General features: G+C 63.8%; 24 protein-coding genes. 12 read left to right on the top strand and 12 right to left on the bottom strand.

Going from position 1 to position 26,704, the window contains the following annotated elements; translation table 11 throughout:
• Positions 1–71: 71 nt before the first annotated feature.
• Both C4K39_RS05750 and C4K39_RS05745 read left to right on the top strand, forming a co-directional pair.
• The gene (locus tag C4K39_RS05750; protein WP_068583801.1) at positions 72–1,277 is read left to right on the top strand and encodes an aminotransferase class V-fold PLP-dependent enzyme; all 1,206 of its coding nucleotides are present in this window, start codon (positions 72–74) and stop codon (positions 1,275–1,277) included.
• The gene (locus tag C4K39_RS05745; RefSeq protein WP_068583799.1) at positions 1,274–1,681 is read left to right on the top strand and encodes a SufE family protein; all 408 of its coding nucleotides are present in this window, start codon (positions 1,274–1,276) and stop codon (positions 1,679–1,681) included. Before C4K39_RS05750 ends, C4K39_RS05745 begins: the two co-directional genes overlap by 4 nt.
• Before the next feature lie 138 nt (positions 1,682–1,819).
• On the opposite strand, the gene tcdA is transcribed toward C4K39_RS05745, so the two are convergent.
• A complete protein-coding gene (tcdA, locus tag C4K39_RS05740; protein WP_068583815.1) occupies positions 1,820–2,629 on the bottom strand; it encodes a tRNA cyclic N6-threonylcarbamoyladenosine(37) synthase TcdA in 810 nt (269 codons plus the stop codon).
• A 219-nt stretch (positions 2,630–2,848) separates the two neighbouring features.
• Between tcdA and C4K39_RS05735 the strand changes: the two genes are divergently transcribed.
• The 4 genes from C4K39_RS05735 to C4K39_RS05720 all read left to right on the top strand — a co-directional run bounded on the left by C4K39_RS05735 (position 2,849) and on the right by C4K39_RS05720 (position 8,059).
• Entirely contained in the window at positions 2,849–5,440 is a 2,592-nt protein-coding gene (locus C4K39_RS05735; RefSeq protein WP_068583796.1) for a glycosyltransferase, read from the top strand.
• A gap of 195 nt (positions 5,441–5,635) precedes the next feature.
• On the top strand, positions 5,636–6,787 hold the full coding sequence (gene dapE / locus C4K39_RS05730) for a succinyl-diaminopimelate desuccinylase (protein ID WP_068583793.1): 1,152 nt from the start codon (positions 5,636–5,638) through the stop codon (positions 6,785–6,787).
• The gene (locus tag C4K39_RS05725; protein WP_068583788.1) at positions 6,787–7,596 is read left to right on the top strand and encodes a putative RNA methyltransferase; all 810 of its coding nucleotides are present in this window, start codon (positions 6,787–6,789) and stop codon (positions 7,594–7,596) included. Before dapE ends, C4K39_RS05725 begins: the two co-directional genes overlap by 1 nt.
• A gap of 85 nt (positions 7,597–7,681) precedes the next feature.
• Entirely contained in the window at positions 7,682–8,059 is a 378-nt protein-coding gene (locus tag C4K39_RS05720) for a hypothetical protein (protein WP_068583779.1), read from the top strand.
• Between the two features lie 94 nt (positions 8,060–8,153).
• Here C4K39_RS05720 and C4K39_RS05715 read toward each other — a convergent pair whose 3' ends face one another.
• A complete protein-coding gene (locus tag C4K39_RS05715; protein WP_022642562.1) occupies positions 8,154–8,363 on the bottom strand; it encodes a cold-shock protein in 210 nt (69 codons plus the stop codon).
• Positions 8,364–8,610: 247 nt separating this feature from the next.
• On the opposite strand from C4K39_RS05715, the gene plsB reads away from it, so the two are divergent.
• From plsB to C4K39_RS05700, 3 genes are read left to right on the top strand one after another with little or no spacing between them, the layout of a single operon-like run.
• Positions 8,611–11,115 carry a glycerol-3-phosphate 1-O-acyltransferase PlsB gene (gene plsB, locus C4K39_RS05710; protein WP_068595522.1) on the top strand — a complete coding sequence of 835 codons (2,505 nt, stop codon included), beginning with the start codon at positions 8,611–8,613 and terminating at the stop codon, positions 11,113–11,115.
• Positions 11,116–11,166: 51 nt separating this feature from the next.
• Complete coding sequence (locus C4K39_RS05705; RefSeq protein WP_124345847.1) at positions 11,167–11,565, top strand: YbaY family lipoprotein; 399 nt, start codon at positions 11,167–11,169, stop codon at positions 11,563–11,565.
• A gap of 24 nt (positions 11,566–11,589) precedes the next feature.
• The gene (locus C4K39_RS05700) at positions 11,590–12,279 is read left to right on the top strand and encodes a DUF4197 domain-containing protein (protein WP_068583754.1); all 690 of its coding nucleotides are present in this window, start codon (positions 11,590–11,592) and stop codon (positions 12,277–12,279) included.
• Between the two features lie 49 nt (positions 12,280–12,328).
• On the opposite strand, the gene C4K39_RS05695 is transcribed toward C4K39_RS05700, so the two are convergent.
• Both C4K39_RS05695 and C4K39_RS05690 read right to left on the bottom strand, forming a co-directional pair.
• Complete coding sequence (locus tag C4K39_RS05695) at positions 12,329–15,385, bottom strand: efflux RND transporter permease subunit (protein ID WP_124345846.1); 3,057 nt, start codon at positions 15,383–15,385, stop codon at positions 12,329–12,331.
• A 6-nt stretch (positions 15,386–15,391) separates the two neighbouring features.
• The gene (locus C4K39_RS05690) at positions 15,392–16,480 is read right to left on the bottom strand and encodes an efflux RND transporter periplasmic adaptor subunit (RefSeq protein WP_124345845.1); all 1,089 of its coding nucleotides are present in this window, start codon (positions 16,478–16,480) and stop codon (positions 15,392–15,394) included.
• 93 nt (positions 16,481–16,573) lie between these two features.
• Between C4K39_RS05690 and C4K39_RS05685 the strand changes: the two genes are divergently transcribed.
• Positions 16,574–17,218, top strand: coding sequence for a TetR/AcrR family transcriptional regulator (locus tag C4K39_RS05685; protein WP_068583744.1), 645 nt, complete (start codon positions 16,574–16,576; stop codon positions 17,216–17,218).
• A 21-nt stretch (positions 17,219–17,239) separates the two neighbouring features.
• On the opposite strand, the gene C4K39_RS05680 is transcribed toward C4K39_RS05685, so the two are convergent.
• The gene (locus tag C4K39_RS05680) at positions 17,240–18,022 is read right to left on the bottom strand and encodes a class I SAM-dependent methyltransferase (RefSeq protein WP_124345844.1); all 783 of its coding nucleotides are present in this window, start codon (positions 18,020–18,022) and stop codon (positions 17,240–17,242) included.
• Between the two features lie 94 nt (positions 18,023–18,116).
• Between C4K39_RS05680 and C4K39_RS05675 the strand changes: the two genes are divergently transcribed.
• On the top strand, positions 18,117–18,734 hold the full coding sequence (locus C4K39_RS05675; protein WP_068583739.1) for an energy transducer TonB: 618 nt from the start codon (positions 18,117–18,119) through the stop codon (positions 18,732–18,734).
• Between the two features lie 9 nt (positions 18,735–18,743).
• Here the strand turns inward: C4K39_RS05675 and C4K39_RS05670 are convergent, their stop codons facing one another.
• From C4K39_RS05670 to ppc, 7 genes are all read right to left on the bottom strand, one after another.
• Complete coding sequence (locus tag C4K39_RS05670) at positions 18,744–19,442, bottom strand: extensin-like domain-containing protein (protein WP_124345843.1); 699 nt, start codon at positions 19,440–19,442, stop codon at positions 18,744–18,746.
• Positions 19,443–19,454: 12 nt separating this feature from the next.
• A complete protein-coding gene (locus C4K39_RS05665; protein ID WP_068583732.1) occupies positions 19,455–20,288 on the bottom strand; it encodes an isocitrate lyase/PEP mutase family protein in 834 nt (277 codons plus the stop codon).
• Positions 20,289–20,318: 30 nt separating this feature from the next.
• Entirely contained in the window at positions 20,319–21,179 is an 861-nt protein-coding gene (locus tag C4K39_RS05660) for a DUF72 domain-containing protein (protein WP_068583774.1), read from the bottom strand.
• Positions 21,176–21,475: a hypothetical protein gene (locus C4K39_RS05655; RefSeq protein WP_068583729.1), complete on the bottom strand. Its 300-nt coding sequence runs from the start codon at positions 21,473–21,475 to the stop codon at positions 21,176–21,178. Before C4K39_RS05655 ends, C4K39_RS05660 begins: the two co-directional genes overlap by 4 nt.
• 187 nt (positions 21,476–21,662) lie before the next feature.
• Positions 21,663–22,337 carry a tRNA (adenosine(37)-N6)-threonylcarbamoyltransferase complex dimerization subunit type 1 TsaB gene (tsaB, locus tag C4K39_RS05650; protein ID WP_068583726.1) on the bottom strand — a complete coding sequence of 225 codons (675 nt, stop codon included), beginning with the start codon at positions 22,335–22,337 and terminating at the stop codon, positions 21,663–21,665.
• Between the two features lie 90 nt (positions 22,338–22,427).
• Positions 22,428–23,075: an adenylate kinase gene (gene adk / locus C4K39_RS05645; protein ID WP_068583723.1), complete on the bottom strand. Its 648-nt coding sequence runs from the start codon at positions 23,073–23,075 to the stop codon at positions 22,428–22,430.
• A gap of 289 nt (positions 23,076–23,364) precedes the next feature.
• Positions 23,365–25,995 carry a phosphoenolpyruvate carboxylase gene (ppc, locus tag C4K39_RS05640; RefSeq protein ID WP_124345842.1) on the bottom strand — a complete coding sequence of 877 codons (2,631 nt, stop codon included), beginning with the start codon at positions 25,993–25,995 and terminating at the stop codon, positions 23,365–23,367.
• A gap of 205 nt (positions 25,996–26,200) precedes the next feature.
• Between ppc and C4K39_RS05635 the strand changes: the two genes are divergently transcribed.
• Complete coding sequence (locus C4K39_RS05635; protein ID WP_068583718.1) at positions 26,201–26,545, top strand: pilin assembly protein; 345 nt, start codon at positions 26,201–26,203, stop codon at positions 26,543–26,545.
• Positions 26,546–26,704: the final 159 nt, after the last annotated feature.

The following is a 26,704-nucleotide window of genomic DNA, read 5'->3' as shown; positions in this document are numbered from 1 at the left end:
CACTCGGTTCCACCGGAACCCGCCGGGCGCTTATCATCAGCGCCCGGCCTGTTCGAACGAGTTTCGCCATCATGCTTTTACCCTCCCCCTGGCGCGCCGATTTCCCGGCCATCGCCGCCCTGCAACGCCAGGACCAGACCTACCTGGACAACGCCGCCACCACTCAGAAGCCCCAGGCCCTGCTGGACGCCCTGGCGCACTACTACGCCAATGGCGCGGCCAACGTGCATCGTGCCCAGCACCTGCCCGGCGCCCATGCCACCCAGGCCTTCGAAGACAGCCGCAGCAAGGTCGGGCAATGGCTGAATGTCGGTGACAGCGGGCAGGTGGTCTTCACCCACGGCGCGACTTCCGCGCTGAACCTCTTGGCCTATGGCCTGGAGCATCAATTCGAGGCTGGCGATGAGATCGTCGTCAGCGCCCTGGAACACCACGCCAACCTGCTGCCCTGGCAGCAACTGGCCCAACGCCGCGGGCTGAGCCTGGTGATCCTGCCTCTGGACGCCGATGGCCTGGTGGATATCGACGCCGCGAGCCGCCTGATCGGCCCGCGTACCCGATTGCTGGCGGTCAGCCAGCTGTCCAACGTACTGGGAGCCTGGCAACCCTTGACCCCGCTGCTGGCCATGGCCAGGGCCCAGGGTGCGCTGACCGTGGTCGATGGCGCCCAGGGCGTGGTCCATGGCCGGCACGATGTGCAGGCCATGGGTTGCGACTTCTATGTGTTCTCCAGCCACAAGCTGTACGGCCCGGAAGGCGTCGGCGTGCTCTTCGGTCGTCATTCGGCGCTCAAGGGCCTGCGCCATTGGCAATTCGGTGGCGAGATGGTCCAGGACGCCGACTACCAGCACGCCAGGTTCCGCCCGGCGCCCCTGGGTTTCGAGGCTGGAACCCCAGCGATCGCCGGGGTCATCGGCCTCGGCGCCACCCTCGACTACCTCGGCGGCCTGGACCAGCAAGCCGTGGCCGAACATGAGGCGAAGTTGCATGCCTACCTGCTGCACGGGCTGCAGGCGCGCAACGGCATCCGGCTGCTGGGCACGCCGCAGCTGGCGCTGATCAGCTTCGTGGTCGACGGCGTGCACAGCGCCGACCTGGCACACCTGCTGACCGAGCAGGGTATCGCCGTGCGGGCCGGCCATCACTGCGCCATGCCCTTGCTCAAGAGCCTTGGCTTGCATGGAGCGATCCGCGTGTCCCTGGCGCTGTACAACGATTCAGAGGACCTGGAGCGCTTCTTCGAAGCCCTGGACCAGGCCCTGGAGCTGCTGCGATGAGCCTGCCGGAAGAGGCCAGCACGGCGCTGCGGGTCTTCCAGGAAGCCGCGGGCTGGGAACAGCGGGCGCGCCTGTTGATGCAATGGGGCGAACGCCTGCCGGCCCTGGACGACAGCGCCAAGGTCGAAGCCAATCGGGTGCACGGTTGTGAAAGCCAGGTCTGGCTGGTGGCGACCCTGGATCAAGGCCGCTGGCAGTTCGCCGCGGCCACCGATGCCCGGCTGATCCGTGGCCTGGTGGCGCTGTTGCTGGCGCGGGTCAACGGTTTGTCGGCGCAAGAGCTGCGTGAGGTGGACCTGGCGGACTGGTTCAACCAGCTGGGGCTGTCGCGCCAGCTCTCGCCATCGCGCGCCAACGGCCTGAATGCCGTGTTGCAACGGATGGGCGAACTGGCCAGCGTGTAACTCACCGCCGAGCCCGCGAGGCTGCGACAAGGCCCGAAGGACCCTCAGCGGATTCAAGACCCAGCGGCCGCTGCGCGCCCGTACACAGCCTGCGGCAGCTGTTACACGGGCCAGTCCGTGATGCCTATGGCCGCAAGGCTACACCGCCTTGTTGCGCTCGGACGGACGGCGCACGCCCGCTACCAGCTTGTCCACCGCCTTGGTCGCCGCGACCATGCCGAACGTCGCGGTCACCATCATCACCGCACCAAAACCACCGGCACAATCGAGCTTGACCCCATCCCCGACGAAGCTCTTCTGCAGGCAGATGCTGCCGTCCGGCTTGGGATAGCGCAGTTGCTCAGTGGAAAATACGCAAGGCACGCTGTAGTGCCGGGTCACGGTTCGCGAAAAACCATAATCGCGCCGCAAGGTAGAGCGCACCTTGGAGGCCAGTGGATCGTTGAAAGTGCGGTTCAGGTCGCAGACCTGGATCAGGGTCGGGTCGATCTGCCCGCCGGCCCCACCCGTGGTGATGATCTGGATCTTGCGCCGCTTGCACCAGGCGATCAGCGCCGCCTTGGCGTTCACGCTGTCGATGCAGTCGATCACGCAATCGATATCTGGGGTGATGTACTCGGCCATGGTGTCACGGGTGACGAAATCCGAAACCGCATGCACCGTGCAATCCGGATTGATGCCTCGCAGGCGCTCGGCCATGACCTCGACCTTGGGCCGGCCCACGGTGCTGTCCAGGGCATGCAGTTGGCGGTTGCTGTTACTGACGCAGACATCGTCGAGGTCGAATAACGAGATTTCCCCTACCCCGCAACGGGCAATGGCTTCCGCCGCCCAGGAACCGACGCCGCCGACACCAACGATCGCCACATGGGCCGCCCGCAGCCGCTCCAGGCCCTCGATGCCATACAAACGAGCGACACCAGCAAACCGTGGATCTTCTGTACTCATGACCATCACCCAAAAAAACCGGCGCGCATTATAGGGCTTCGCCGCGACAAGTTTTAAGTCGCAAGCTACAAGTAAAGAACTTAAACCCAATTACGGTGCCCAAGGTCTCGCTGTCCCCTGTGCGCTGTACGCTCAGTTGAGGGCCAGTGTAGGATGCGCGCCGTTTTGGCGCCTGCCGCCCCTTCCCTCGTTCCACACTTCTTGGAACCCGAAATAGCTATGTCATCGCGTAAATTTGGACTCAACCTGGTGATAGTGCTGGCCATCGCCGCGCTGTTCACTGGTTTCTGGGCGTTGATCAACCGCCCGGTCTCGGCCCCCGACTGGCCGGAACAGATCTCCGGTTTCTCCTACTCGCCCTTCCAGCTGGGTCAGTTCCCACAAAAGGACCAGTACCCGTCCGACGATGAAATGCGTCGCGACCTGGAGATCATGAGCAAGCTGACCGACAACATTCGTACCTACTCGGTGGACGGCAGCCTGGAGGACATTCCCCGGCTGGCGGAAGAGTTCGGTTTGCGGGTAACCCTGGGGATCTGGATCAGCCCGGACCTGGAGCGCAACGAACGCGAGATCATGCGTGCCATCGAGCTGGCCAATACCTCACGCAGTGTCGTGCGGGTGGTGGTGGGTAACGAGGCGATCTTCCGCAAGGAAATCACCGCCGACCAACTGTCCGTGGTCCTGGACCGGGTCCGCGCCGCGGTGAAGGTGCCCGTCACCACCTCCGAGCAGTGGCACGTCTGGGAAGAGCATCCGGAACTGGCCCAGCACGTCGACCTGATCGCCGCGCACATCCTGCCTTACTGGGAGTTCATTCCAGTGAACAAGGCCGAGCAGTTCGTGCTCGACCGGGCTCGCGACCTGAAGAAAATGTTCCCGAAAAAACCGCTGCTGCTGTCCGAAGTGGGCTGGCCGAGCAACGGCCGGATGCGTGGAGGGGCTGACGCCAGCCCGGCGGACCAGGCGATCTACCTGCGGACCCTGGTCAACCAGCTCAACCGCCAGGGCTACAACTACTTCGTCATCGAAGCCTTCGACCAACCGTGGAAGGCCAGCGACGAAGGTTCGGTGGGCGCCTACTGGGGCGTGTTCAACGCCTCCCGCCAACAGAAATTCAACTTCGAAGGCCCGGTCGTTGCCATCCCGCAATGGCGGGTACTGGCCATCGGCTCGGTGGTCCTGGCGATGCTGTCCCTGGCAATCCTGCTGATCGACGGCTCGGCCCTGCGCCAGCGTGGCCGGACGTTCCTGACCTTCATCGCCTTCCTCTGCGGTTCGGTGCTGGTCTGGATCGGCTATGACTACAGCCAGCAATACAGCACCTGGTTCAGCCTGACCGTGGGCTTCCTCCTGGCCCTGGGCGCCCTTGGGGTGTTCATCGTCCTGCTCACCGAGGCTCACGAACTGGCCGAGGCCGTGTGGGTGCGCAAGCGCCGGCGCGAGTTCCTGCCGGTGGAAGGCGATTCCGGCTACCGGCCGAAAGTCTCGATCCACGTGCCCTGCTACAACGAGCCACCAGAGATGGTGAAGCAGACCCTGGATGCCCTGGCCAACCTCGATTACCCGGACTACGAAGTCCTGATCATCGACAACAACACCAAGGACCCGGCCGTCTGGGAACCGGTCCAGGCCTATTGCCAGACCCTGGGCCCGCGCTTTCGCTTCTTCCATGTCTCGCCCCTGGCCGGTTTCAAGGGCGGCGCGCTGAACTACCTGATCCCGCATACCGCCAAGGACGCCGAGGTGATCGCGGTCATCGACTCCGACTACTGCGTGGAGCGCAACTGGCTCAAGCACATGGTGCCGCACTTCGCCGATCCGAAGATCGCCATCGTGCAGTCGCCCCAGGATTACCGCGACCAGAACGAAAGCACCTTCAAGAAGCTCTGCTACGCCGAATACAAGGGCTTCTTCCATATCGGCATGGTCACCCGCAACGACCGGGACGCCATCATCCAGCACGGCACCATGACCATGACCCGGCGCTCAGTGCTCGAAGAGCTGGGCTGGGCCGACTGGTGCATCTGCGAGGACGCCGAGCTGGGCCTGCGGGTGTTCGAGAAGGGCCTGTCGGCCGCCTACCACCACGAAAGCTACGGCAAGGGCCTGATGCCCGACACCTTCATCGACTTCAAGAAGCAGCGTTTCCGCTGGGCCTATGGCGCGATCCAGATCATCAAGCGCCACACCGCCAGCCTGCTGCGCGGCAAGGACACCGAGCTGACCCGCGGCCAGCGCTACCACTTCCTGGCGGGCTGGCTGCCGTGGGTGGCCGATGGCATGAACATCTTCTTCACCATCGGCGCACTGTTGTGGTCGGCGGCGATGATCATCGTGCCCAAGCAGGTGGACCCACCGCTGCTGATCTTCGCCATCCCGCCCCTGGCGCTGTTCGTGTTCAAGGTCGGCAAGATCATCTTCCTCTACCGCCGTGCGGTAGGCGTGAACCTCAAGGATGCCTTCTGCGCGGCCCTGGCCGGCCTGGCCCTGTCCCATACCATCGCCAAGGCAGTGCTGTACGGTTTCTTCACCAGCAGCATCCCGTTCTTCCGCACGCCGAAGAACGCCAACAGCCATGGTTTCTGGGTGGCGATTTCCGAGGCTCGGGAAGAGCTGTTCATCATGCTGCTGCTGTGGGGCGCGGCGTTGGGGATCTTCCTGGTCCAGGGCCTGCCGAGCAACGACATGCGCTTCTGGGTGACCATGCTCCTGGTGCAGTCGCTGCCCTACGTGGCGGCACTGGTCATGGCCTTCCTGTCGTCGCTGCCCAAGCCGGCGCCGGAGCCTGAACCGGCCCCTGCAGCCTGAATCGACGCAAAGCACTAAACGGCGGCCTGAGGCCGCCGTTTTGCTTTAAGATATCCGCCATTTTGCGCGCCTTGCCCCCATTACAGTAGGAGCCAGGCTTACCCGCGATGAAACCTTTGCGGCGCCTTGGGCAAACCGCTTCGCGACCATCGCGGGCCAGCCTCGCTCCTACCTATAACGTCTCCGGAGTTTCCCATGACGGCCCATGCCGAGCTTTCGCCGACCCTGCAACTTGCCTGTGACCTGATCCGTCGCCCTTCGGTGACCCCGGTCGATGCCGACTGCCAGAAACTGATGATGCAGCGCCTGGGCGATGCCGGTTTCCAGCTGGAACCGATGCGCATCGAGGACGTGGACAACTTCTGGGCCACCCATGGCAAGCACGAGGGCCCGGTGCTGTGCTTCGCCGGCCACACCGACGTGGTGCCCACCGGCCCGGTCCAGGCCTGGCAGAACGATCCGTTCGAGGCCCTGATCGACGAACACGGCATGCTCTGCGGCCGTGGCGCGGCGGACATGAAAGGCAGCCTGGCGGCGATGCTGGTGGCCGCCGAGCGCTTCGTCGGCGATTACCCGGACCACAAGGGTTCGGTGGCGTTCCTGATCACCAGCGATGAAGAGGGCCCGGCGCACCATGGCACCAAGGCCGTGGTCGAACGCCTGGCGGCACGCAAGGAGCGCCTGGACTGGTGCATCGTCGGCGAGCCGTCGAGCACCAGCCTGGTGGGCGATGTGGTCAAGAACGGCCGTCGCGGCTCCCTGGGCGCCAAGCTCACGGTCCGCGGGGTCCAGGGCCACGTGGCCTATCCGCACCTGGCCAAGAACCCGATCCACCTGGCCGCCGCGGCCCTGGCGGAACTGGCGGCCGAGCACTGGGACGACGGCAACGCCTTCTTCCCGCCCACCAGCTTCCAGATCTCCAACCTCAACTCCGGCACCGGCGCCACCAACGTGATCCCCGGTGAACTGGTGGCCCTGTTCAACTTCCGCTTCTCCACCGAGTCCACCGTCGAAGGCCTGCAGCAGCGGGTCGCGGCGATCCTCGACAAGCACGGGCTGGATTGGCATGTGGAGTGGGCGCTGTCCGGCCTGCCGTTCCTCACCGAGCCCGGCGCCCTGCTGGACGCGGTATCGGCCAGTATCAAGCAGGTCACCGGCCGCCAGACCAAGGCCTCCACCAGCGGCGGTACATCCGATGGCCGCTTCATCGCCACCCTGGGCACCCAGGTCGTGGAGCTGGGGCCGGTCAACGCCACCATTCACCAGGTCAACGAGCGGATCCTGGCCAGCGACCTCGACGTGCTGACCGAGATCTACTACCAGACCCTGGTCCGGTTGCTCGCCTGATGCTTGCCTGTCCTCTTTGCAGCGCGCCGCTGAACACCCAGGACAACGGCGTGGTGTGCCCGGCCGGGCATCGCTTCGACCGTGCCCGCCAGGGCTACCTGAACCTGCTGCCGGTGCAGCACAAGAACAGCCGCGACCCGGGCGACAACCAGGCCATGGTCGAGGCCCGCCGCGATTTCCTCAACGCCGGGCACTACGCCCCGGTGGCCGCGCGCCTGGCCGAGCTGGCTGCCGAACGGGCACCACAGCGCTGGGTCGACATCGGCTGTGGCGAGGGTTACTACACTGCGCAGCTGGCCCAGGCCCTGCCCGACGCCGATGGTTACGCCCTGGATATCTCCCGGGAGGCGGTCAAGCGCGCCTGTCGCCGGGCGCCGCAACTGACGTGGATGGTCGCCAGCATGGCGCGCATCCCCCTGGCCGACGCCAGCTGCCAGTTCCTGGCCAGCGTCTTCAGTCCCCTGGACTGGCAGGAAGCCAAGCGCCTCTTGAGCCCTGGTGGCGGCCTGATGAAGGTCGGGCCAACCAGCGGCCACCTGATGGAACTGCGCGAACGCCTGTACGACGAAGTCCGTGAATACACTGACGACAAGCACCTGGCCCTGGTGCCACAGGGCATGGCCCTGGCCCATAGCGAGGTCCTGGAGTTCAAGCTAAGCCTGGAACGACCGGAAGATCGCGCCAACCTGCTGGCGATGACGCCCCATGGCTGGCGCGCCAGTGCCGAACGCCGGGCCGCGGTGATCGAACAGCCGCAGCCTTTCGAGGTCAGCGTATCGATGCGCTACGATTACTTCGTGTTGCAATAACCCTATTTGAACCCAAGGCCTCGGGCATGGACCCGGGGTCGAATGAATCCGCGAATGGATTTTCAGACCGGCAATGAGGACATCCATGCGCCAGCCCGATATCGAGATTTACCTGAAAGACGCCGACGTCGACTACAAGGCCATCGCCGCCTGGCTCGGCACCGTGCTTGGCCCCTGCAGCGCCTGGGTCCAGAAAGGCCAGACCTACAAATGCACCGCTGGCGAGGTTCCGGTGACGTGGTTGCCCAAGGCCGTGGGCAAATGGAACAGCCTGTACCTGGAAAGCGACCAGACGCCCTGGGATGACGACATCGCTTGCGCTCGCGCCGCCTTTGCCGCACTCAACGTCGAAGTGCGCTGTGCGCCGGGCAGTTGGGTCGAGGAAGAAGGTGAGGAGTCCGCCGATCGCTGGATTCGCATCAGCGCCGATGGAGAAGAAGAGATTACCTGGCGCACCGCCTGATTGCGCTTACGCCTGATTCCAATTTCGGTAGGAGCGAGGCTTGCCCGCGATAGCGTTTATCGCGAGCACGCCTCGCGCCTACAGGGCATAGCCCTTACAGGCCGACGACGTCTTCGGCTTGCAGACCTTTCTGACCTTCCACCACAGCGTATTCCACCTGCTGGCCTTCAGTCAGCGAGCGGTGGCCTTCACCGCGAATCGCTCGGTAGTGGACGAACACGTCCGCGCCACCTTCACGTTGGATAAAGCCGTAGCCCTTGGCGTCGTTGAACCACTTCACGCTGCCAGTCTCACGAGTAGTCATGAATCCATCCCTCAATTTTTTATTATTGGATTGGCGCTATGCCGCCAAACCTGGAGAACTTTCCCTTGGAGTGCTTCTCTATGAGTGCAAGCGTCAAGACCGCGGGAGAGTTGGCCGAGTATATGACAGGCGCAAAAACTCTCAACTCAATCTTGTTTAGCGGCGTTTTTGCCGATTTTCGACGAATCCGGCACACTACTCTCCCCGAGCGCTTGCTCGGTTTTCTATTCACTCACGCAGAAACCGTATGACCCGCTCCCCGATCCGCCGTCTCGTGTTTGGCACCCTGCGCCGCCTGCTGTACCTCTGGGTGCGCTCGGAAACCATCAATCAGTCATCCTTCACCCTTGACCTGGATCGCAGCCGGCCGGTGTTCTACGTCCTGCAAAACCCTTCCCTGAGCGACCTTGCGGTGGTGGATACCGAATGCACCAAGGCCGGGTTGCCCCGCCCGGTGCTGCCCGTGTCGGTGGGCACTCTGCTGGAGCCTGCGGCCTTCTTCTACCTGACCCCGGAGCCGGACTGGCTCGGCCGCCAGGACAAGCGCGGAGCCCCGCCCACCCTGACCCGCCTGGTCAGTGCCCTGACCCAGAATGCCGCCGAAGACGCGCAGATCATTCCGGTCAGCGTGTTCTGGGGCCAGTCCCCGGACAGCGAATCGAGCCCCTGGAAACTGCTGTTCGCCGACAGCTGGGCCGTCACCGGGCGCCTGCGTCGCCTGCTGAGCATCATGATCCTGGGGCGCAAGACCCGGGTGCAGTTCTCGGCGCCGATCAATCTGCGGGAGCTGATCGAGCACAACAAGGGTCACGAGCGCACCGTGCGCATGGCCCAGCGCATCCTGCGGGTGCACTTTCGCAACCTCAAGGCCGCGGTCATCGGTCCGGATATCTCCCACCGGCGCAACCTGGTCAAGGGCCTGCTCAACCAGCCCCTGGTGAAGCAGGCGATCCAGGATGAGGCCGAACGCGAAAAGATTTCCCCGGAAAAGGCCAAGGCCCAGGCCCTGCGCTATGGCAACGAGATCGCCTCGGACTACACCTACACCGCGATCCGCTTCCTGGAAGTGGTGCTGAGCTGGTTCTGGAACAAGATCTACGACGGGATCAAGGTCAACCACCTCGAAGGCGTGCAGAAGATCGCCCAGGGCCACGAAGTGATCTACGTCCCCTGCCATCGCAGCCATATCGATTACCTGTTGCTGTCCTACCTGCTGTTCCGCAATGGCCTGACACCTCCCCACATCGCCGCCGGCATCAACCTCAACATGCCGGTGATCGGTGGTTTGTTGCGGCGCGGCGGTGCGTTCTTCATGCGCCGCACGTTCAAGGGCAACCCGCTCTATACCTCGGTGTTCAACGAGTACCTGCACACTCTGTTCACCAAGGGTTTCCCGGTGGAGTACTTCGTCGAGGGCGGCCGCTCGCGTACCGGGCGCATGCTGCAACCCAAGACCGGGATGCTGGCCATCACCCTGCGCAGTTTCCTGCGTTCCTCGCGCATGCCCATCGTCTTCGTGCCGGTGTACATCGGCTACGAGCGCGTGCTGGAAGGACGGACCTACCTGGGCGAACTGCGCGGTGCCAGCAAGAAGAAGGAGTCGATCTTCGACATCTTCAAGGTCATTGGCGCGCTCAAGCAGCGCTTCGGCCAAGTGGCGGTGAACTTCGGCGAACCGATCAAGCTGGCAGAGTTCCTCGACCAGGAGCAACCGGGCTGGCGCGCGCAGGAACTGGGCCCGCAATACCGCCCGGCCTGGCTCAACGAAACCACCAATCGCCTGGGCGAACGGGTAGCGCAGCACCTTAACGAAGCCGCCGCGATCAACCCGGTGAACCTGGTGGCCCTGGCCCTGCTCTCCACCAGCCGCCTGGCCCTGGACGACCGTGCCATGGCCCGGGTCCTGGACCTGTACCTGGCCCTGCTGCGGCGCGTGCCCTATTCGCCCCACACCACACTGCCCGAAGGCGATGGCCGGGCGCTGATCCAGCATGTGAAAGACATGCAGTTGCTGGCCGAGCAGAGCGACGCCCTGGGCAAGATCCTCTACCTGGACGAGCAGAACGCCGTCCTGATGACCTACTACCGCAACAACGTGCTGCACATCTTCGCCCTGCCGGCCTTGCTGGCGAGTTTCTTCCAGAGCTCCTCGCGCATGAGCCGCGAGCAGATCCTGCGCTACACCCGGGCCCTGTATCCCTACCTGCAGGCCGAGCTGTTCATCCGCTGGCCCCTGGAGGAACTGGACGCGGTGGTGGACCAGTGGCTGGAAGCCTTCGTCGAACAAGGCCTGCTGCGCTTCGAGAAAGAGATGTACCAGCGCCCGGCGCCCAGCTCGCGACACTTCGTCCTGCTGACCCTGTTGTCCAAGAGCATCGCCCAGACCCTGCAGCGCTTCTACATGGCCATTTCGCTGTTGCTCAACAGCGGCCAGAACAGCATCAGCGCCGAAGAACTCGAAGACCTGTGTACCGTCATGGCCCAACGCCTGTCGATCCTGCATGGGTTGAACGCTCCGGAGTTCTTCGACAAGAGCCTGTTCCGCCATTTCATCCAAACCCTGCTGGACCAGGATGTGCTGCGGCGCGACGACGCCGGCAAGCTGAGCTACCACGACTTGCTGGGAGAACTGGCCGAAGGGGCCGCCAAGCGCGTATTGCCCGCGGAGATTCGCCTGTCGATCCGCCAGGTCGCCCTGCACCGCAGCGAAGATGCTGCCGAACAGGACGCAGCCGAGGCCCAGCCTGACTAGATGCTGATCCGCGCCGCCTGATCGGCGGCGCCTTCAAGAGGGAGAACCGCAATGAAAAGACTCATCCTGCTGGCCGCTGCCGCACTGCTGGGAGCCTGTCAGTCCACATCGCCAGCGGCCAAGGCCAGCCTCGACGGTGAGGTGTTCTATCTGCAACGGATCGCCCTGCCGCCTGCCGCCACGCTCAGTGTGACCCTGCAGGACGTCTCCCTGGCCGATGCGCCAGCACGGGTGCTGGCCGAGCAACGAGGGCCGGTCAAGGGCCAGGTACCGTTGCCCTTCCATCTCGATTACGATCCGGCCCAGGTCAAGCCTGGCCATACCTATTCGATCAGCGCGCGCATCGAGGTCGATGGCCAGTTGATCTTCATCACCACCGAACACAACGGGGTCAAACTCGATGGCAGCGATGCACAGCCATTGAAACTCCGTGTCGACGCTGTCCGTTAATCCTCACCGCACAAGGAAGCCGCCATGCTCCGTACCTCGCTCCGTTTCACCAGCCTGTGCGCTGGCCTGATGATCTCCGCCAGTGCCCTGGCCCTGTCCCTGAGCGACCTGTCCCAGGGTGACGCCAACGGCGGCCTCAAGGATGCCCTGACCCAGGGCGCGCAGATCGCCGTCAAGCAGCTGGGCACCCCCGGCGGCTTCAGCAACAACCCCGATGTACGCATCGAGTTGCCGGGCAACCTCGGCAAAGTGGCAAAAAAGATGAAGCAGTTCGGCATGGGCGAACAGGTCGAGCAGTTGGAAACCAGCATGAACAAGGCCGCTGAAGCAGCGGTGCCGCAGGCCCAGGCCCTGTTGGTGGATGCAGTGAAGAAAATGACCGTGGCCGATGCCAAGGGCATCCTCGCCGGCGGCAAGGATTCCGCCACCCAGTACCTGGACAAGAGCAGCCGCGAGCAGATCCGCGCCAAGTTCCTGCCCATCGTCAAGCAGGCCACCGACCAGGTCGGCCTGGCCAAGCAGTACAACTCCTTCGCGGGCCAGGCTGCAACCCTGGGCGTGCTGGACGCCAAGAACGCCAATATCGAAGGTTATGTCACCGAGCAGGCGCTCAATGGCCTGTTCGAGATGATCGGCAAGCAGGAAGAAACCATTCGCCAGAACCCGGCCGCCGCAGCCACCAGCCTGGCCAAGAAAGTCTTCGGCAGCCTGTAACCCCCGCGTCACCCACAGGAGCCGGACTGCCGGCTCCTGTTACTCGCTCTCACGTCTTCTTGACCCTGAACCATGCCGCATACAGTGCCGGCAGGAACAGCAAGGTCAGCACCGTAGCAACGATCAGCCCTCCCATGATGGCCACCGCCATCGGCCCGAAGAACACGCTGCGCGACAGCGGGATCATTGCCAGCACCGCCGCCAGGGCAGTCAGCACGATAGGCCGGAAACGCCGTACCGTCGCCTCGATGATTGCATCCCAGGGCTTCTGCCCGGCCTTGATGTCCTGTTCGATCTGATCCACCAGGATCACCGAGTTGCGCATGATCATCCCCGACAAGGCGATGGTGCCCAGCATCGCCACGAAACCGAAGGGCTGGCGGAACACCAATAGGAACAGCGTCACGCCAATCAGGCCCAACGGCGCGGTGAGGAACACCATGGCCGTGCGCGAGAAACTGCGCAGCTGGACCATCAGCAAGGTCAGCACCACCACGATGAACAGCGGTACGCCGGCTTTCACCGAGTTCTGGCCGCGAGTCGAATCCTCCACGGTGCCGCCGACCTCCAGCAGGTAGCCATCCGGCAGTTCGGCACGGACCGGTTCCAGGGTCGGCAGGATCTGCTGGACCAGAGTCGCCGGTTGCTCCTTGCCATAGATATCGGCCCGCACGGTCACGGTGGGCAGCCGATTACGGTGCCAGATCACCCCTTCTTCAAAGCCATATTCCAGGGTCGCTACCTGGGACAGCGACACACTCTGGCCATTGTCGGTGGGTATCGCCAGGCTCGGCAGCAACGACAACTCGGTACGCTCCTCGCGGGTTCCACGCAGGAGAATCTCGATCAGCTCGTTATCCTCGCGGTACTGACTGACGGTCGAGCCGATCAAAGAACTCTGGAGGAACTTGGACAAGTTGGCGGTGCTCACGCCAAGGGCCCGGGCCCGATCCTGGTCGATGTTCAGGTAGACCACCTTGCTCGGCTCTTCCCAGTCCAGGTGAACGTTGACCACATGGGGATTGTCCCGCACCTTCGTCGCCACCTTGCGGGCCAGGGCCCGGACTTCCTCGATGTGCTCGCCGGTCACCCGGAACTGCACCGGATAGCCGACCGGTGGACCGTTCTCCAGGCGCGTGACCCGTGAACGCAAGGCCGGGAACTGTTCGTTGAGGGTGTCGATCAACCAGCTGCGCAGGCTCTCGCGGTCTTCGATGCTCTTGGCCAGGACCACGAACTGGGCAAAGCTGGTGGCCGGCAACTGCTGGTCCAGCGGCAGGTAGAAGCGCGGTGAACCGGTACCGACGTAAGCCACGTAGTTATCGATGCCCGAATGCTCCTTGAGCATCGCTTCCAGGCGCTTGACCTCATCGGCGGTGTTGCTCAGCGAAGCCCCTTCCGCGAGCTTCAGGTCGACCATCAATTCAAGGCGGCCCGAGGCCGGGAAGAACTGCTGCGGGACGAAGCGGAACAACAGCACCGAGCCGACGAATGCCAGGATGGTCAGGACGATCACCGTCTTGCGCCGCTCCACGCACCAGCCCACCACCCGACGTACGCGCTGGTAGAACGGCGTACCGTGGGGATTGGACTCGGCGCCATGCTTGGCCGCATGGAGCTTGGCCAGGTCCGGCAGCAGCTTCTCGCCCAGGTAGGGCACGAACACCACCGCGGCGATCCACGAGGTCACCAGGGCGATGGTCACCACCTGGAAGATCGAACGGGTGTACTCACCCGTGCCCGACTGCGCCGTGGCGATCGGCAAGAAACCCGCCGCGGTGATCAGGGTGCCGGTCAGCATCGGGAACGCGGTGCTGGTCCAGGCATAGCTGGCGGCCTTGATCCGGTCGAACCCCTGCTCCATCTTGATCGCCATCATCTCCACCGCGATGATCGCGTCGTCCACCAGCAGCCCCAGGGCCAGGACCAGGGCACCGAGGGAAATCTTGTGCAGGCCGATGCCCAGGTAATACATGGTGGCGAAAGTCATCGCCAGCACCAGGGGAATGGCCAGGGCCACCACCATCCCGGTGCGGATGCCCAGGGAGAAGAAACTCACCAGCAGTACGATGATCAGCGCCTCGGCCAGTACCCGGACGAACTCGCCGACCCCAGTCTTCACCGCCGCCGGCTGGTCGGAGACCTTGCGCAGCTCCATGCCCGCCGGCAGGGTTTTCTGCAGCCGCGCGAACTCGCCCTCCAGGGCCTTGCCCAGAACCAGAATGTCACCGCCTTCCTTCATGGCCACGGCCAGGCCGATAGCGTCCTCCCCCATGAAACGCATGCGCGGCGCGGGCGGGTCGTTGAAGCCTCGGCGAACGTCGGCGACATCGCCGATGCGGAAAGTCCGCCCGGCGACCCGGATCGGGAAGTTGCGAATCTGTTCCACCGTCTGGAAGTTGCCGGAAACCCGCAGTTGCACCCGCTCGCTGGGCGTCTCGAAGAAACCGGCGGTGGATACCGCGTTCTGCTCTTCCAGGGCTTGCTGCACCGCTGCCAGGGGCAGGCCCAGGGTCGCCAGCTTGACGTTGGACAACTCGATCCAGATCTTCTCGTCCTGCAGGCCGAGCAGTTCCACCTTGCCCACGTCCTTGACCCGTTGCAGCTGGATCTGGATGCGGTCGGCGTAGTCCTTGAGTACGGCGTAGTCAAAGCCCTTGCCTGTCAGGGCGTAGATATTGCCGAAGGTGGTGCCGAACTCATCGTTGAAGAACGGGCCCTGGATCCCGGGTGGCAAGGTGTAGCGAATATCGCTGATCTTCTTGCGCACCTGATACCAGAGCTCGGGGATCTGGTTGGAATGCATCGAGTCGCGGGCGATGAACGTCACCTGGGATTCCCCGGGCCGAGAGAACGACACGATGCGGTCGTACTCGCCGGTCTCCATGAGTTTTTTCTCGATGCGCTCGGTGACCTGGCGCGAGACTTCCTGGGCCGTGGCCCCCGGCCAACTGGTGCGAATCACCATGGCCTTGAAGGTGAAGGGCGGGTCTTCGCTCTGGCCCAGCTTGGTATAGGACAGTGCCCCGACAATGGCCAGCAGCAACATCAGGAACAGCACGATCTGGCGATTGCGCAACGCCCAGGCGGAAAGGTTGAAACCCATCGGGGATTACTCCTTCGCCGCCAGGTTGACCACACGGTTGGAGCGATCCACCGGGCGCACTTGCAGGCCCTCGTGAAGCACATGCACGCCCGCCGCCACTACCCAGTCGGAGGGGCTCAGGCCTTCGAGCACCGGCACGGTCTTCTCGTTGAAGGCGCCGACCCGTACCGGGGTCTTGTGCAGGGTGTTATTGGCGTCGATCCGCCAGACGTAGGTGGCGCCGCCCTCGGCGGTCAAGGCCGACAGCGGTACCGACAGCGACACTTGCTCGCCGCTCTGGACGAATACCCGGGCACTCTGGCCCAGTTCCGCCGGGACCTTACCCGTGTTGAAGGCAATGCGCGCGGCGAAGGTTCGCGAGCGTGGGTCGGCAGCCGGGGACAACTCACGGATCTGCCCGTCGAAGCGCTGCCCTGGCTGGGTCCACAGCTCCACCGATACCGGCTGGCCGATCTTGAACCGACCGAAGTTCTGTTCAGGGAAGCTGATCAGCACCTCCCTCTCGCCATCGGTGGCCAGGGTGAAGACCGTCTGCCCCGCTGCCACTACCTGCCCCACCTCCACGGCACGCTTGGCGACCACGCCATCCTGAGGTGCGCGCAGCACGGCGTAACCGGCCTGGTTGTTGGCTACGTCGAATTCGGCCTTGATCTGCTTGAGCCGCGCTTCGCCGGAACGGTAGAGATTCTCGGCATTATCGTATTGGGAACGGCTGACCATCTGCCGCTCCAGCAGGGCCTTGTAGCGATCGCGCTCGGCACGCACCAGGTCGAGGTTGGCGCTGGCAGCGGTGACTTGGGCCCGGGTCGCCTCCAGTTGCAGGCGTACATCCTGCGGGTCGAGTTCGGCCAGGGGCTGATTGGCCTTGACCCGCTCACCCTCCTCTACCAGCCGTCGGCTGACCTTGCCGCCGATACGGAATGCCAGGTCCGGCTCATAGCGGGCCCGCACCTCGCCAGGATAGCTGTCCAATGCCCTTGCCGAAGGCTCCGGCTGGACCACCATGGCTGGCCGGATGCCAATTTGGACGGGCTCTTCGTGCCCACAAGCAGACAGAAAAAAAGCCAGGCTGACTGGCAGGGCATAGCGGAACATGGCGGCGACCTTTCGCTAATGGTGCTTGGAATATTTATACTGGCCAGTATGTTATTAATAGCAAACTCACCAGTCCAGTATTAACAGCGAAAAATGTCCGACAATAATGCCGCACACGTTGGGCCAGGCAGGCCCAAGGATCTGGCAAAACGCCAAGCCATTCTCGACGCAGCGAAGAAGCTGTTCTTGAGCAACGGCTACGCCAGTACCAGCATGGATGCGGTCGCCGCCGAGGCCGGCGTTTCAAAACTCACGGTGTACAGCCACTTCAATGACAAGGAGACGCTGTTCTCCGCCGCCGTCGTGGCCAAGTGCGAGGAACAGCTGCCTACGCTGATCTTCGAGCTGCCACCCGACACCTCCGTGGAAAACCTGCTCTTGAGCATCGGGCGGGGCTTTCATCAACTGGTCAACAGCGACGAGTCGGTCAACCTGCACCGCCTGATCATGGCGCTGGGCAGCCAGGACCCCAAGCTCTCGCAGATGTTCATCCAGGCAGGACCCGAGCGGGTGTTGCAAGGCATGGAGCGGCTGCTGGGCAAGATCGACCAGTTGGGCACCCTGCGCATCGACAAGCCACGCAATGCGGCCGAGCACTTTTTCTGCATGCTCAAGGGCGGGGCGAATTTTCGCGTGCTCTTCGGCTGTGGCCAGCCACTGACCGGGGCTGCCGCGGAGGCGCACGTCAGGGAAGTGGTGGAGCTGTTCATGCGTGCCTATCGTCCAGGGCCGGACTGATCCCCGGCCCAGCGATGTGGCTCAGGCCTTGAGAGCCTTCTTCGGGTAGATATCGTAGCGGCTGGACTTGCCTTCCAGGCCATGGCTGGGCTTGGGCCCGTCGATGCACGGCGCCTTGCGTGGACGTTTGACCACGACCCGATGGCTGGCCAGCGCCAGAGCCGCCTCCAGCAACGCCGGAGCGTCGTTGTCATCCCCTACCAGTGGACGAAACAGGCGCATTTCCTTTTTCACCAGGGCGCTTTTCTCCCGGTGGGGGAACATCGGGTCGAGGTAGATCACCTGGGGCGGCTCCCCCTCCCAGTTGCGCATCAACTCGATGGAGTTGCCCTTGAGCAAGTGCATTCGTGCAACGATCGGCGCTACTTCGGCGTCCTGTGCGGCACGGGCCAGGCCATCCTCGAGCAACGCGCCAATCAAGGGTTGGCGCTCGATCAGGCTCATCTCGCACCCCAGGGTTGCCAGGACGAAACCATCCTTGCCCAGGCCCGCCGTGGCATCCAGCACCCGTGGGCGTATGCCCTGGGCCACGCCCACCGCCTTGGCGATCATCTGCCCGCTTCCGCCACCGTACAAGCGTCGGTGAGCGGCCCCACCTTCGACGAAGTCCACCCGTACCGGTCCTGGCGCTTCGGGCCCCAGTTGCTGCAGTTGCAACCCCTGCTGGCCCACCTGCAAGGCGAACTCGGCGTCCTCGATCTGCAACGGCAGGCCCAGGCGCTCGGCCCACTGCCGGGCCTCGGACTCGAACCCGGCCTCCAGGGCCTCGACGTTGATGCGGCAGGCCGCAGGTTGCTCACTCATCTGAAAACACACTCAAAAAATTAATGATCGGCAAAAACTGCCGATAACAGGACTATCGGCCATTTTGCCAGAGCTCAAGCGTCGACCGAGAGCAATGTCAGACATTCAACGCACATCGATAGGCTACATCTCGCCCCACGGCGATTATGGCCTGCGCAATTCCCAGGCACTGAGCGGCGTCAGCCATCTGTGGCAGGACTTCTTTGCCCAGGCGTTGGCCGAGCAACGGGGAGAGGGCGCGAGCGTTGAAGCAGCACCTGTGGTGGCTGTCGATGGGCCGGTAGAGCCTACTGGGGGCACCCAACTGTTGGCCCAGATCGTCAATCAACGTGGCTGCGATGTGCAGGACACCGAAATACGTCCGCCCGAGCCACTGTTCCTGCCGATCGCCGAATTCGAAATGGAGTTGCTGGACAAGCCAGCCCCGCCCTTCCCGCCTGAAGAAATCATTGCCCAGCAACGCCAGCAGGATTTCGAGAGTGGCTGGGTCCGTCCGATCGTGCTCAACGCCGGCCAGCCCGTACCCGCTCCAGGCCCGGCACCGGAACCGCGACCGCTGCACCTGCCGATCGCCGAGTTCGAGATGGACCTGCTGGACAAGCCGGCCGAACCCTACCCAGCGCACGAGCTCATCGAGCAACAGCGGCAGATGGACTTCGACATGGGCTGGGCCCGCCCATTGATCCTGCAGAACCTGCGGATCGCCGCCTGACCCACCCCCTCATCGACAACGCCAAAGTGGCCCCAGGTCCAGATGAAAGTGGTTGCGATGGGCGCTGTTGAATTCAGGCCCCAGCACCACATTGAAGGCGTCGCAGGCGCCGTCCCTGGCCAGCCGCAGAAACCGCCCCTCAGCACTGTCCTTCGGCCAATCCTTGAGCACGCTGATATTGCGCCCGTCACTCAGGCGAAAACCGGCGATATCCAGGGCATTGGCGCTGGCATGCTCGCTGCGCCAGCCAATCTTGCGGTGATACATGTTGCGGCAGGCAAAACTGCCCAGGTGATCGACACGCGCCACCCCCTGGCCAAACACCTGCTGCGCCGCCGGCTGCAAACCATGACGCTGATACAGGGCAAAGGCCACCGCCAGTGGGCAACTGGCTAGAAAGCTGCTGCTCAGGGCGATATCGCCACCCTGCACCCGCACCGTATTGCTCAAGGGGCAGTCCACGTCGGCACGACTGTCCGGTTGCCGACTGGTGCGCAAGCCCGAGGTCGCGAGGGCCTGGTCGCACAGCTGTGGGTCATCCTGCAGTCGTGACAGCTTGAAGCGGGTCAACAGATTGGGCTTGGCCCGCACATCCAGCGGCGCCCAGGGATTCCAGGCATCGGCCAGCGGCAGCCAGCCCAACCGAACGCCAATCAACAACAGGGCGCCCAGCAACACCAGGGCGCCCACAACCTTCCTTGCCCTCACGCCAATTCCTTTTTACGACTGCTTGAACAATTGATTGATCTGCCCGAAGGGAATCGCCCGCTCGGCGAAATCGAAGCGACCCTGGTCACGGATCTCCTGCGCCGCCTGGTAGAACGCGCCATAGGCCGCCCGGGCCAAGGCCGAACCGACACTGATGCGCTTGACGCCCAGTTCCGCCAATTGCGCCACACTCAGGTCCAGGCCGCCGGACATCAGCACGTTCACCGGTTTGGGCGCCACCGCCCGCACCACTTGGCTGATCTCCTGCGCACTGCGCAGCGCCGGGGCATAGAGCACGTCGGCGCCAGCCTCGGCATAGGCCTGCAGGCGGCGGATGGTGTCCGCCAGGTCATTGCAGCCGTGCAACTGGTTCTCCGCCCGGGCGGTCAGGGTGAAGGTGAACGGCAGGCTGCGCACCGCCGCGACGCAGGCCTCGATGCGCTCCACTGCCAGCTGGAAATCGTAGATGGGCTCTTCGGCACGGCCGGTGGCGTCCTCGATCGAACCACCCACCGCGCCACTAGCCGCCGCTTGCAGCAGGGCCTGGGCGCACTCCCCTGGGTTGTCGGCAAAACCGTTCTCCAGGTCCACGGCCACCGGCAACTCACTGGCACCGACGATGCCGCGCACATTGGCCAGGGTATCGGCCAGGCTCAAGGCGCCTTCGGCATCCGGACGCGCGAGGGAAAACGCATAACCGGCACTGGTGGTGGCCAGGGCCTCGAAGCCCAGGCCAGCCAGCAACCTGGCGGAACCGGCATCCCACGGATTGGGAATGACGAAAGCCCCGGCACGCTCATGCAGGGCCTTGAAAGCGTTGGCACGAAGGGTTTGTGCGCAGTCCATTACTCGCTCCTCGAAGGCTGTGAAAGCACCTCAGAGCAAGCCAAGCTGCTCCGCGGCGGGTTCCCTGTATAACTCAGGCAAGGCGGGTAAACCAGGCAAACGTTGCATCAGGCGCGCATGAAAACGCCGGGCCAGTTCGGCGGCCATGCGGTTGTCGGAGGTGTGCAGGAAAACATACGGCGTACGCCCCTCTTCGATCCAGCCGGCGACCTTATCGAGCCAGGGCACCAGGAACGGATCGTTGGCTTCAAGCTCGGGATGGCCGATGAAGCGCACCTGGGGAAACTGGGTGAACGCCGCAGGGCGCGGCGGCACCTTGGGCTTCTTGGACTGGGCATGCAGCACTGCGGGCGCCGTGGAAGTGCAGCTGAACAAGGCTCGTGGATCGAGGCAGATGCGCTCCACACCGCGTTCGCGCAGCAAGCGGTTGAGCATGCGCTCGGCATCGCCCTTGGCGAAGAACTCCGGATGCCGGACCTCCACCGCCAGCGGTCGTTGCAGGCCATCGATGAACTCCATCAGTTCACCCAGGCGCTGTGGCGCGAAGGTGGCCGGCAGTTGCAGCCACAGGGGCGACACCCGCTCGCCCAGGGGGCTGAGCAACTGGATGAAACTCTCGGCGGCCGGCAATTGCTCACGTAGGTCGCCACCATGGCTGATATCGCCCGGGAACTTGGCGGTGAAGCGAAAATGCCCCGGCATGATCTGCGCCCAACGTTCCACCGTGGCGGGCGCGGGCCGGGCATAGAAGGTGGTATTACCCTCGACGGCATTGAACACCTGGCAGTACAGGCCGAGGAAATCGTTGGGCCGGGCATCTTCCGGGTACAGGTACTCGCGCCAGGCGTTTTCGCTCCAGGAAGGGCAACCGAGAAAATAAGGCAGCATCAGATGTGCAGGTCGAGGCCCACGACTTCCATGTCCCACTCGACGAAACCGGCGGTAGTCAGGTAGCTGGCCAGGGCATTGGCCACGCTTCTTTTCATTGCGCGCTGGAAGATCATGTCCTGGGGACGGGCGGGAAGATTGCTGGTACGGGAGGCTGACTGGGAGCGCCCTTGGGCGGCGGGTTCGGGTTGGACATCGGCGGCATCGATATCGTCCAGGGACTCGTCTACCTGCACCCGGCCTTTGCGAGGCTTGCGCTTGATGGGGTAGGAGTTGGATGAGATGCCGTCTATGCGCATACTGAAAAGCCCGGGGTCGATGATGGCAATTTAGCGGCACCGCTTCGACTTAGCAAATGCCTGAGTGTTAACTAGAACACAGAAAAGCCAAAAGGTTTGAATCCGGGCAGGATCCGCGTCAAAAACCGGACGATTGGCGCTGGCCGCGCAGGTCAGCCAGCCCATCGTCCCATGCCTGTTGGGATATTCAGCGGGCCTTGGGAGTGGCTACCTTGTCCCGCAGGTAGACCGGCTGTGCTTCATCGGCAAGGATCGCCTCGCCCCGCTCCCAAGCGAACCGGGCCAGGGTGAGCAGGTCCTGGGCATGGGGCAACATGCTCGCGTCCTGGCCTATGGGGTCGACGCCGATCCGCTCGGCATAACCCCAGCCGGTGCCAGCACCGAACCAGTCGCCGCCACTGCCTTCAGGCAGGGCGGCCATCTCGGGAGGCAGCACCGCTTCGTTACCTACCAGGCGCATTTCACCGGCGACTTCCCGGTAGCAGCCCCAATAGACTTCGTCCATGCGGGCGTCGATGGCTGCCGCGACCTGGGTCGCCCCATGCTCGCGCAAGGCACGCTGGGCCAGTACCGCCAGGTTGGACACCGGCAACACCGGGCGATCCAGGGCAAAGGCCAGCCCCTGTACCACGCCAATAGCGATCCGCACGCCGGTGAAGGCTCCCGGGCCACGGCCAAAAGCAATGGCATCCACCGCCTGCAATGTGGTGCCTGCGTTGGCCAGCAGCTCCTTGATCATCGGCAACAGCTTCTGCGCATGAAGGCGCGGGATCACCTCGTAATGGCTCGTGACCTTGCCGTCATGCAGCAAAGCAACGGAGCAAGCTTCAGTCGCGGTGTCCAGGGCCAGCAAGGTGCTCATCGGGGGTTCCATAGCATTGAAAAAAAGTGACGCATTATAAACAGCAACGGCCCGCAAGCGGGCCGTTGAACGATCAAACGATCAGGTCATTCAGCTCAGGGCTTCGAGCACCTTGGCGGTGATCACTTCCACCGAACCCACGCCAGGGATATGGCTGTACTTCGGCTTGCCCTGGGCGGCGGCCAGTTGCTGGTAGAACTCCACCAGCGGCTTGGTCTGGGAGTGGTAGACCGACAGGCGATGACGCACGGTTTCCTCGGTGTCGTCCTTGCGCTGCACCAGGTCTTCACCGGTGATGTCGTCCTTGCCGGCGATCTTCGGCGGGTTGTAGACGGTGTGGTACACACGGCCCGACGCCTCGTGCACGCGGCGACCGGCGATACGCTGGACGATCTCTTCGTCGTCGACGGCGATTTCCACCACGTGGTCCAGTTCGATACCGGCCTTCACCAGGGCTTCGGCCTGGGGAATGGTGCGCGGGAAGCCATCGAACAGGAAACCCTTGGCGCAGTCAGGCTGGCTGATGCGTTCCTTGACCAGGTTGATGATCAGGTCATCGGAAACCAGGCCGCCGCTGTCCATCACGCTCTTGGCCTTCAGGCCCAGCTCGGTGCCCGCCTTGACCGCAGCACGCAGCATGTCGCCGGTGGAGATCTGTGGAATGCCGAACTTCTCGGTGATGAACTTTGCCTGAGTACCTTTACCGGCCCCGGGAGCTCCCAGCAGAATTACGCGCATCGATGTGCTCCTCAATTTTTTATTTAGAAACGCTCGGATTCGCCTCGTCGGGCCAATCTCAAAAATCGGGTTAAAGCCGCCCAAACGGCCAAAGGCTGATCAAGATACACAGCCGACACAGCCCACACAAGCAGTCGAAAGTCGGAAGAACCCGGCGTTTTCGTGCCCGCTTGGCCAGGTAGGACAAGTCGCAACCCCATAACAAAGTGTCGCCAGATGAATCTGAGCGACACCTTGGATTTACCCCGACAAGGGCCTTGCCTATATAGCCCGACAGCCCCCTGCTCCCTCAGCCGGTATTGCGCAGGCCAGCGGCGATACCGGCCACGGAGACCAGCAACGCCTGTTCTACGGGGCTTCCTTGGGGCGCCTCCTCCTTGCGCGAGCGCGCCAGCAGTTCGGCCTGCAACAAATGCAGGGGATCGAGGTAGGTATTGCGCAGGCGGATGAATTCCAGGGTCTCGGGACTGTGGGCCAGCAACTGCGACTGCCCGGTCAGGCCCAGGACCACCGCGCACGCCTGCGACAATAGGTCGCGTAAATGCCCCCCCAACGGCAGCAGCTCCGGCTCCACCAGACGCTCGTCATAGGATTGCGCAATATCCGCATCGGCCTTGGCCAGGACCATCTCCAGCATGTCGATACGAGTACGGAAGAACGGCCACTGCTCACGCATCTGCGCCAGCAACTCGCCTTCGCCGCGGGCCAGCGCCTTGCTCAGGGCTGCCTCCCAGCCCAGCCAGGCCGGCAGCATCAGGCGGGTCTGGGTCCAGCCGAAGATCCACGGAATCGCCCGAAGGCTTTCGATGCCTCCGGCCCGGCGCTTGGCTGGCCGACTGCCCAAGGGCAGCCGGCCCAGCTCCTGCTCCGGCGTGGACTGGCGGAAGTACTCGACGAACTGCGGGTTGTCCCGTACCACGGCGCGATAGGCATGCACCCCATCGCTGGCCAGTTCGTCCATCATCTGGCGCCATGCCGGCTCCGGCGGGGGCGGAGGCAGCAAGGTGGCCTCCAGCACCGCTGCCAGGTAGAGATTGAGGTTCTGCTCGGCGATATCCGGCAGGCCGAACTTGAAGCGGATCATCTCGCCCTGTTCGGTGGTACGGAAACGCCCCGCGACCGACCCGGGCGGCTGCGACAGGATCGCCGCATGCGCCGGGCCGCCGCCACGTCCCACGGTGCCACCACGGCCGTGGAACAGCAGCAGCTCCACTTGTTGCTCGCGGCAGATATCCACCAGTCGCTCCTGGGCCCGGTACTGGGCCCAGGCAGCGGCGGTGGTGCCAGCATCCTTGGCCGAGTCGGAGTAACCGATCATCACCTCCTGCGGGCCCTGCAAGCGCGAGCGGTAACCTGGCAGGTGCAGCAGCTTCTCCATGACCGGCCCGGCATGATCCAGGTCCGCCAGGGTCTCGAACAAAGGCACCACGCGCATCGGTCGCAGTACTCCGGACTCCTTGAGCAGCAATTGCACCGCCAGCACATCGGAGGCCGCACCGGCCATGGAGATCACGTAGGACCCCAGGGACGCCGCCGGGGCAGTGGCAATCTCGCGGCAGGTCGCAAGTACCTCGGCAGTGTCCGCCGAGGGCTTGAAATACCCGGGCAACAACGGGCGCCGATTACCCAACTCGCGCATCAGGAAGGTGATGCGATCCTCCTCGCTCCAGTCCTCGTAGCGCCCCAGGCCCAGGTAGTCGGTGATCTCGGTCATGGCCGCGCTATGCCGACTGGAATCCTGGCGCACATCCAGGCGTACCAGGAACAGGCCGAAGGTCACGGCCCGACGCAGGCAATCGAGCAGCGGGCCATCGGCGATCACCCCCATGCCGCACTCATGCAGCGACTGATAACACAGTTGCAACGGCTCCAGCAGGTCGCGGTTGTGCTGCAGCACCTCGGCACCCGCCGGCACCGGTGCGCTGAGTGCCGCATGGGCCCAACTGCGTGTGGCCCGCAGGCGCTCGCGCAGTTGCTTGAGCAATGCCCGATAAGGCTCGGCGCTATCCCCCGCCCTGGCCAACAGCGCGGCACTGGCCTGCTGCATGGACAACTCGGCAGCCAGGTGATCGATATCCCGCAGGTACAAGTCGGCCGCCATCCAGCGTGCCAGCAACAAGACTTCGCGAGTCACTGCCGCCGTGACATTGGGGTTGCCATCGCGGTCTCCCCCCATCCACGACGCGAAGCGGATCGGCGCCGCCTCCAGTGGCAGGCGCAGCCCGGTCGCGTTGAACAACGCCTTGTCGGCCTTGCGCATGTAGTTGGGAATCGCCTGCCACAGGGAATGCTCGATCACCGCGAAGCCCCACTTGGCCTCATCCACGGGCGTCGGCCGGGTCCGCCTAATCTCCTCGGTATGCCAGGCTTCGGCGATCAGGCGTTGCAGGCGCTCCTGGATCTGCCCTCGTTCGGCGCTGCTGAGGTCACGGTGGTCCTGGGCCGCCAGTTGCGCCGCAATGGCATCATACTTCTGGATCAGCGTCCGACGCGCCACTTCGGTGGGATGCGCCGTCAGCACCAGTTCGATTTCCAAGCGCCCCAGTTGCCGGGCCAAGGAGTCGGCCGAATGCCCCTCGGCCCGCAGGCGGCTCAACAGCTCCGGCAGCACCCGGGCCTCGAACGGTGCAGGCTGGGACTCATCGCGACGATGGATCAACTGGTACTGCTCGGCGATGTTCGCCAGGTTGAGGAACTGGTTGAACGCCCGGGCCACCGGTAGCAGTTCATCGTCGCGCAACGGATCGAGGCTGGCGCTCAACTCGGCGCCCGTCGAGCCACGCCGGTCGGCCTTGGCCGCCTTGCGGATCTGCTCGATCTTGTCGAGGAAGCCCTCCCCGTACTGATCCCGGATGGTATTGCCCAACAGTTCCCCCAAGAGGTGAACGTCTTCGCGCAAGCGCGCATCAATATCGGTCATCGAGGTGTTCTCCAGCAGACAAGAAGGCAGCACGGAAGGCTCAAGAGTGCCGCTAGCACGCGCCCCTTAGCAAGCATGGGACGAGCCGGCGCCAAGCTTCGGCAACGGAGCTAGTCTCAAGAATAGGCCGTACAAGGGCCATGCACCGGCACCCACCGGGCCACTCAACTCATCCTGCCACGAGCGGGGGTTTCTTGAGGTCACCATGAAAATCCGTGAACTTGCGCAACATTGGGAAGAAAACGCCAAGGGCCGCCTGAGCCGGACCGGCTACCGGATCCACCTGGACATGGAGGCCGCCGCGCGCCTGGCGGCCCTTGCCGAGATGTACCCCAAGCGCCAGCCCGAGGAGCTGCTGGGAGAACTGATCGGTGCCGCCCTGGAAGAGCTCGAAGCCAGCTTCCCCTATGTCCAGGGCCAGCATGTGGTCGCCACCGACGAGGAAGGCGACCCGCTGTACGAGGACATCGGTCCGACCCCGCGCTTCCTCGCCCTGTCTCGCCAGCACCTGCACCTGATGTCGAGCCAGGCCGATAAACCGAAGCACTGACTGGCCATGCTTTTCACTTCTTGAAAGCCTGATTCCCGGCACTCAAAGGTGCCGGGGATACCCCTGCGCTCGGCAAAAGTTCCCGGTTTTTGGGGTTGTCCTAGCAGTCAGATTTTTTTTGGGCCAGTCGCCATCTTTCTCTGAACTATTCAAAAAAGC

This window comes from Pseudomonas sessilinigenes (genome assembly GCF_003850565.1).
Classification (GTDB): domain Bacteria; phylum Pseudomonadota; class Gammaproteobacteria; order Pseudomonadales; family Pseudomonadaceae; genus Aquipseudomonas; species Aquipseudomonas sessilinigenes.
The sequence above is the reverse complement of the archived record's forward strand: the minus strand, read 5'-3'. Positions and strand labels throughout refer to the sequence as shown.

Coding starts and splice junctions, on each gene's coding strand:
- C4K39_RS05665 (WP_068583732.1), bottom strand. CDS start 20,288: ATGGACTGCGCACAAACCCTTCGTGCCAACGCTTTCAAGGCCCTGCAT.
- C4K39_RS05635 (WP_068583718.1), top strand. CDS start 26,201: ATGAAAATCCGTGAACTTGCGCAACATTGGGAAGAAAACGCCAAGGGC.
- tsaB (WP_068583726.1), bottom strand. CDS start 22,337: ATGAGCACCTTGCTGGCCCTGGACACCGCGACTGAAGCTTGCTCCGTT.
- C4K39_RS05690 (WP_124345845.1), bottom strand. CDS start 16,480: ATGTTCCGCTATGCCCTGCCAGTCAGCCTGGCTTTTTTTCTGTCTGCT.
- C4K39_RS05735 (WP_068583796.1), top strand. CDS start 2,849: ATGTCATCGCGTAAATTTGGACTCAACCTGGTGATAGTGCTGGCCATC.
- C4K39_RS05675 (WP_068583739.1), top strand. CDS start 18,117: ATGTCAGACATTCAACGCACATCGATAGGCTACATCTCGCCCCACGGC.
- C4K39_RS05685 (WP_068583744.1), top strand. CDS start 16,574: ATGTCCGACAATAATGCCGCACACGTTGGGCCAGGCAGGCCCAAGGAT.
- C4K39_RS05680 (WP_124345844.1), bottom strand. CDS start 18,022: ATGAGTGAGCAACCTGCGGCCTGCCGCATCAACGTCGAGGCCCTGGAG.
- C4K39_RS05715 (WP_022642562.1), bottom strand. CDS start 8,363: ATGACTACTCGTGAGACTGGCAGCGTGAAGTGGTTCAACGACGCCAAG.
- C4K39_RS05750 (WP_068583801.1), top strand. CDS start 72: ATGCTTTTACCCTCCCCCTGGCGCGCCGATTTCCCGGCCATCGCCGCC.
- dapE (WP_068583793.1), top strand. CDS start 5,636: ATGACGGCCCATGCCGAGCTTTCGCCGACCCTGCAACTTGCCTGTGAC.
- tcdA (WP_068583815.1), bottom strand. CDS start 2,629: ATGAGTACAGAAGATCCACGGTTTGCTGGTGTCGCTCGTTTGTATGGC.
- C4K39_RS05745 (WP_068583799.1), top strand. CDS start 1,274: ATGAGCCTGCCGGAAGAGGCCAGCACGGCGCTGCGGGTCTTCCAGGAA.
- ppc (WP_124345842.1), bottom strand. CDS start 25,995: ATGACCGATATTGATGCGCGCTTGCGCGAAGACGTTCACCTCTTGGGG.
- C4K39_RS05655 (WP_068583729.1), bottom strand. CDS start 21,475: ATGCGCATAGACGGCATCTCATCCAACTCCTACCCCATCAAGCGCAAG.
- C4K39_RS05720 (WP_068583779.1), top strand. CDS start 7,682: ATGCGCCAGCCCGATATCGAGATTTACCTGAAAGACGCCGACGTCGAC.
- C4K39_RS05725 (WP_068583788.1), top strand. CDS start 6,787: ATGCTTGCCTGTCCTCTTTGCAGCGCGCCGCTGAACACCCAGGACAAC.
- C4K39_RS05695 (WP_124345846.1), bottom strand. CDS start 15,385: ATGGGTTTCAACCTTTCCGCCTGGGCGTTGCGCAATCGCCAGATCGTG.
- plsB (WP_068595522.1), top strand. CDS start 8,611: ATGACCCGCTCCCCGATCCGCCGTCTCGTGTTTGGCACCCTGCGCCGC.
- C4K39_RS05700 (WP_068583754.1), top strand. CDS start 11,590: ATGCTCCGTACCTCGCTCCGTTTCACCAGCCTGTGCGCTGGCCTGATG.
- C4K39_RS05705 (WP_124345847.1), top strand. CDS start 11,167: ATGAAAAGACTCATCCTGCTGGCCGCTGCCGCACTGCTGGGAGCCTGT.
- adk (WP_068583723.1), bottom strand. CDS start 23,075: ATGCGCGTAATTCTGCTGGGAGCTCCCGGGGCCGGTAAAGGTACTCAG.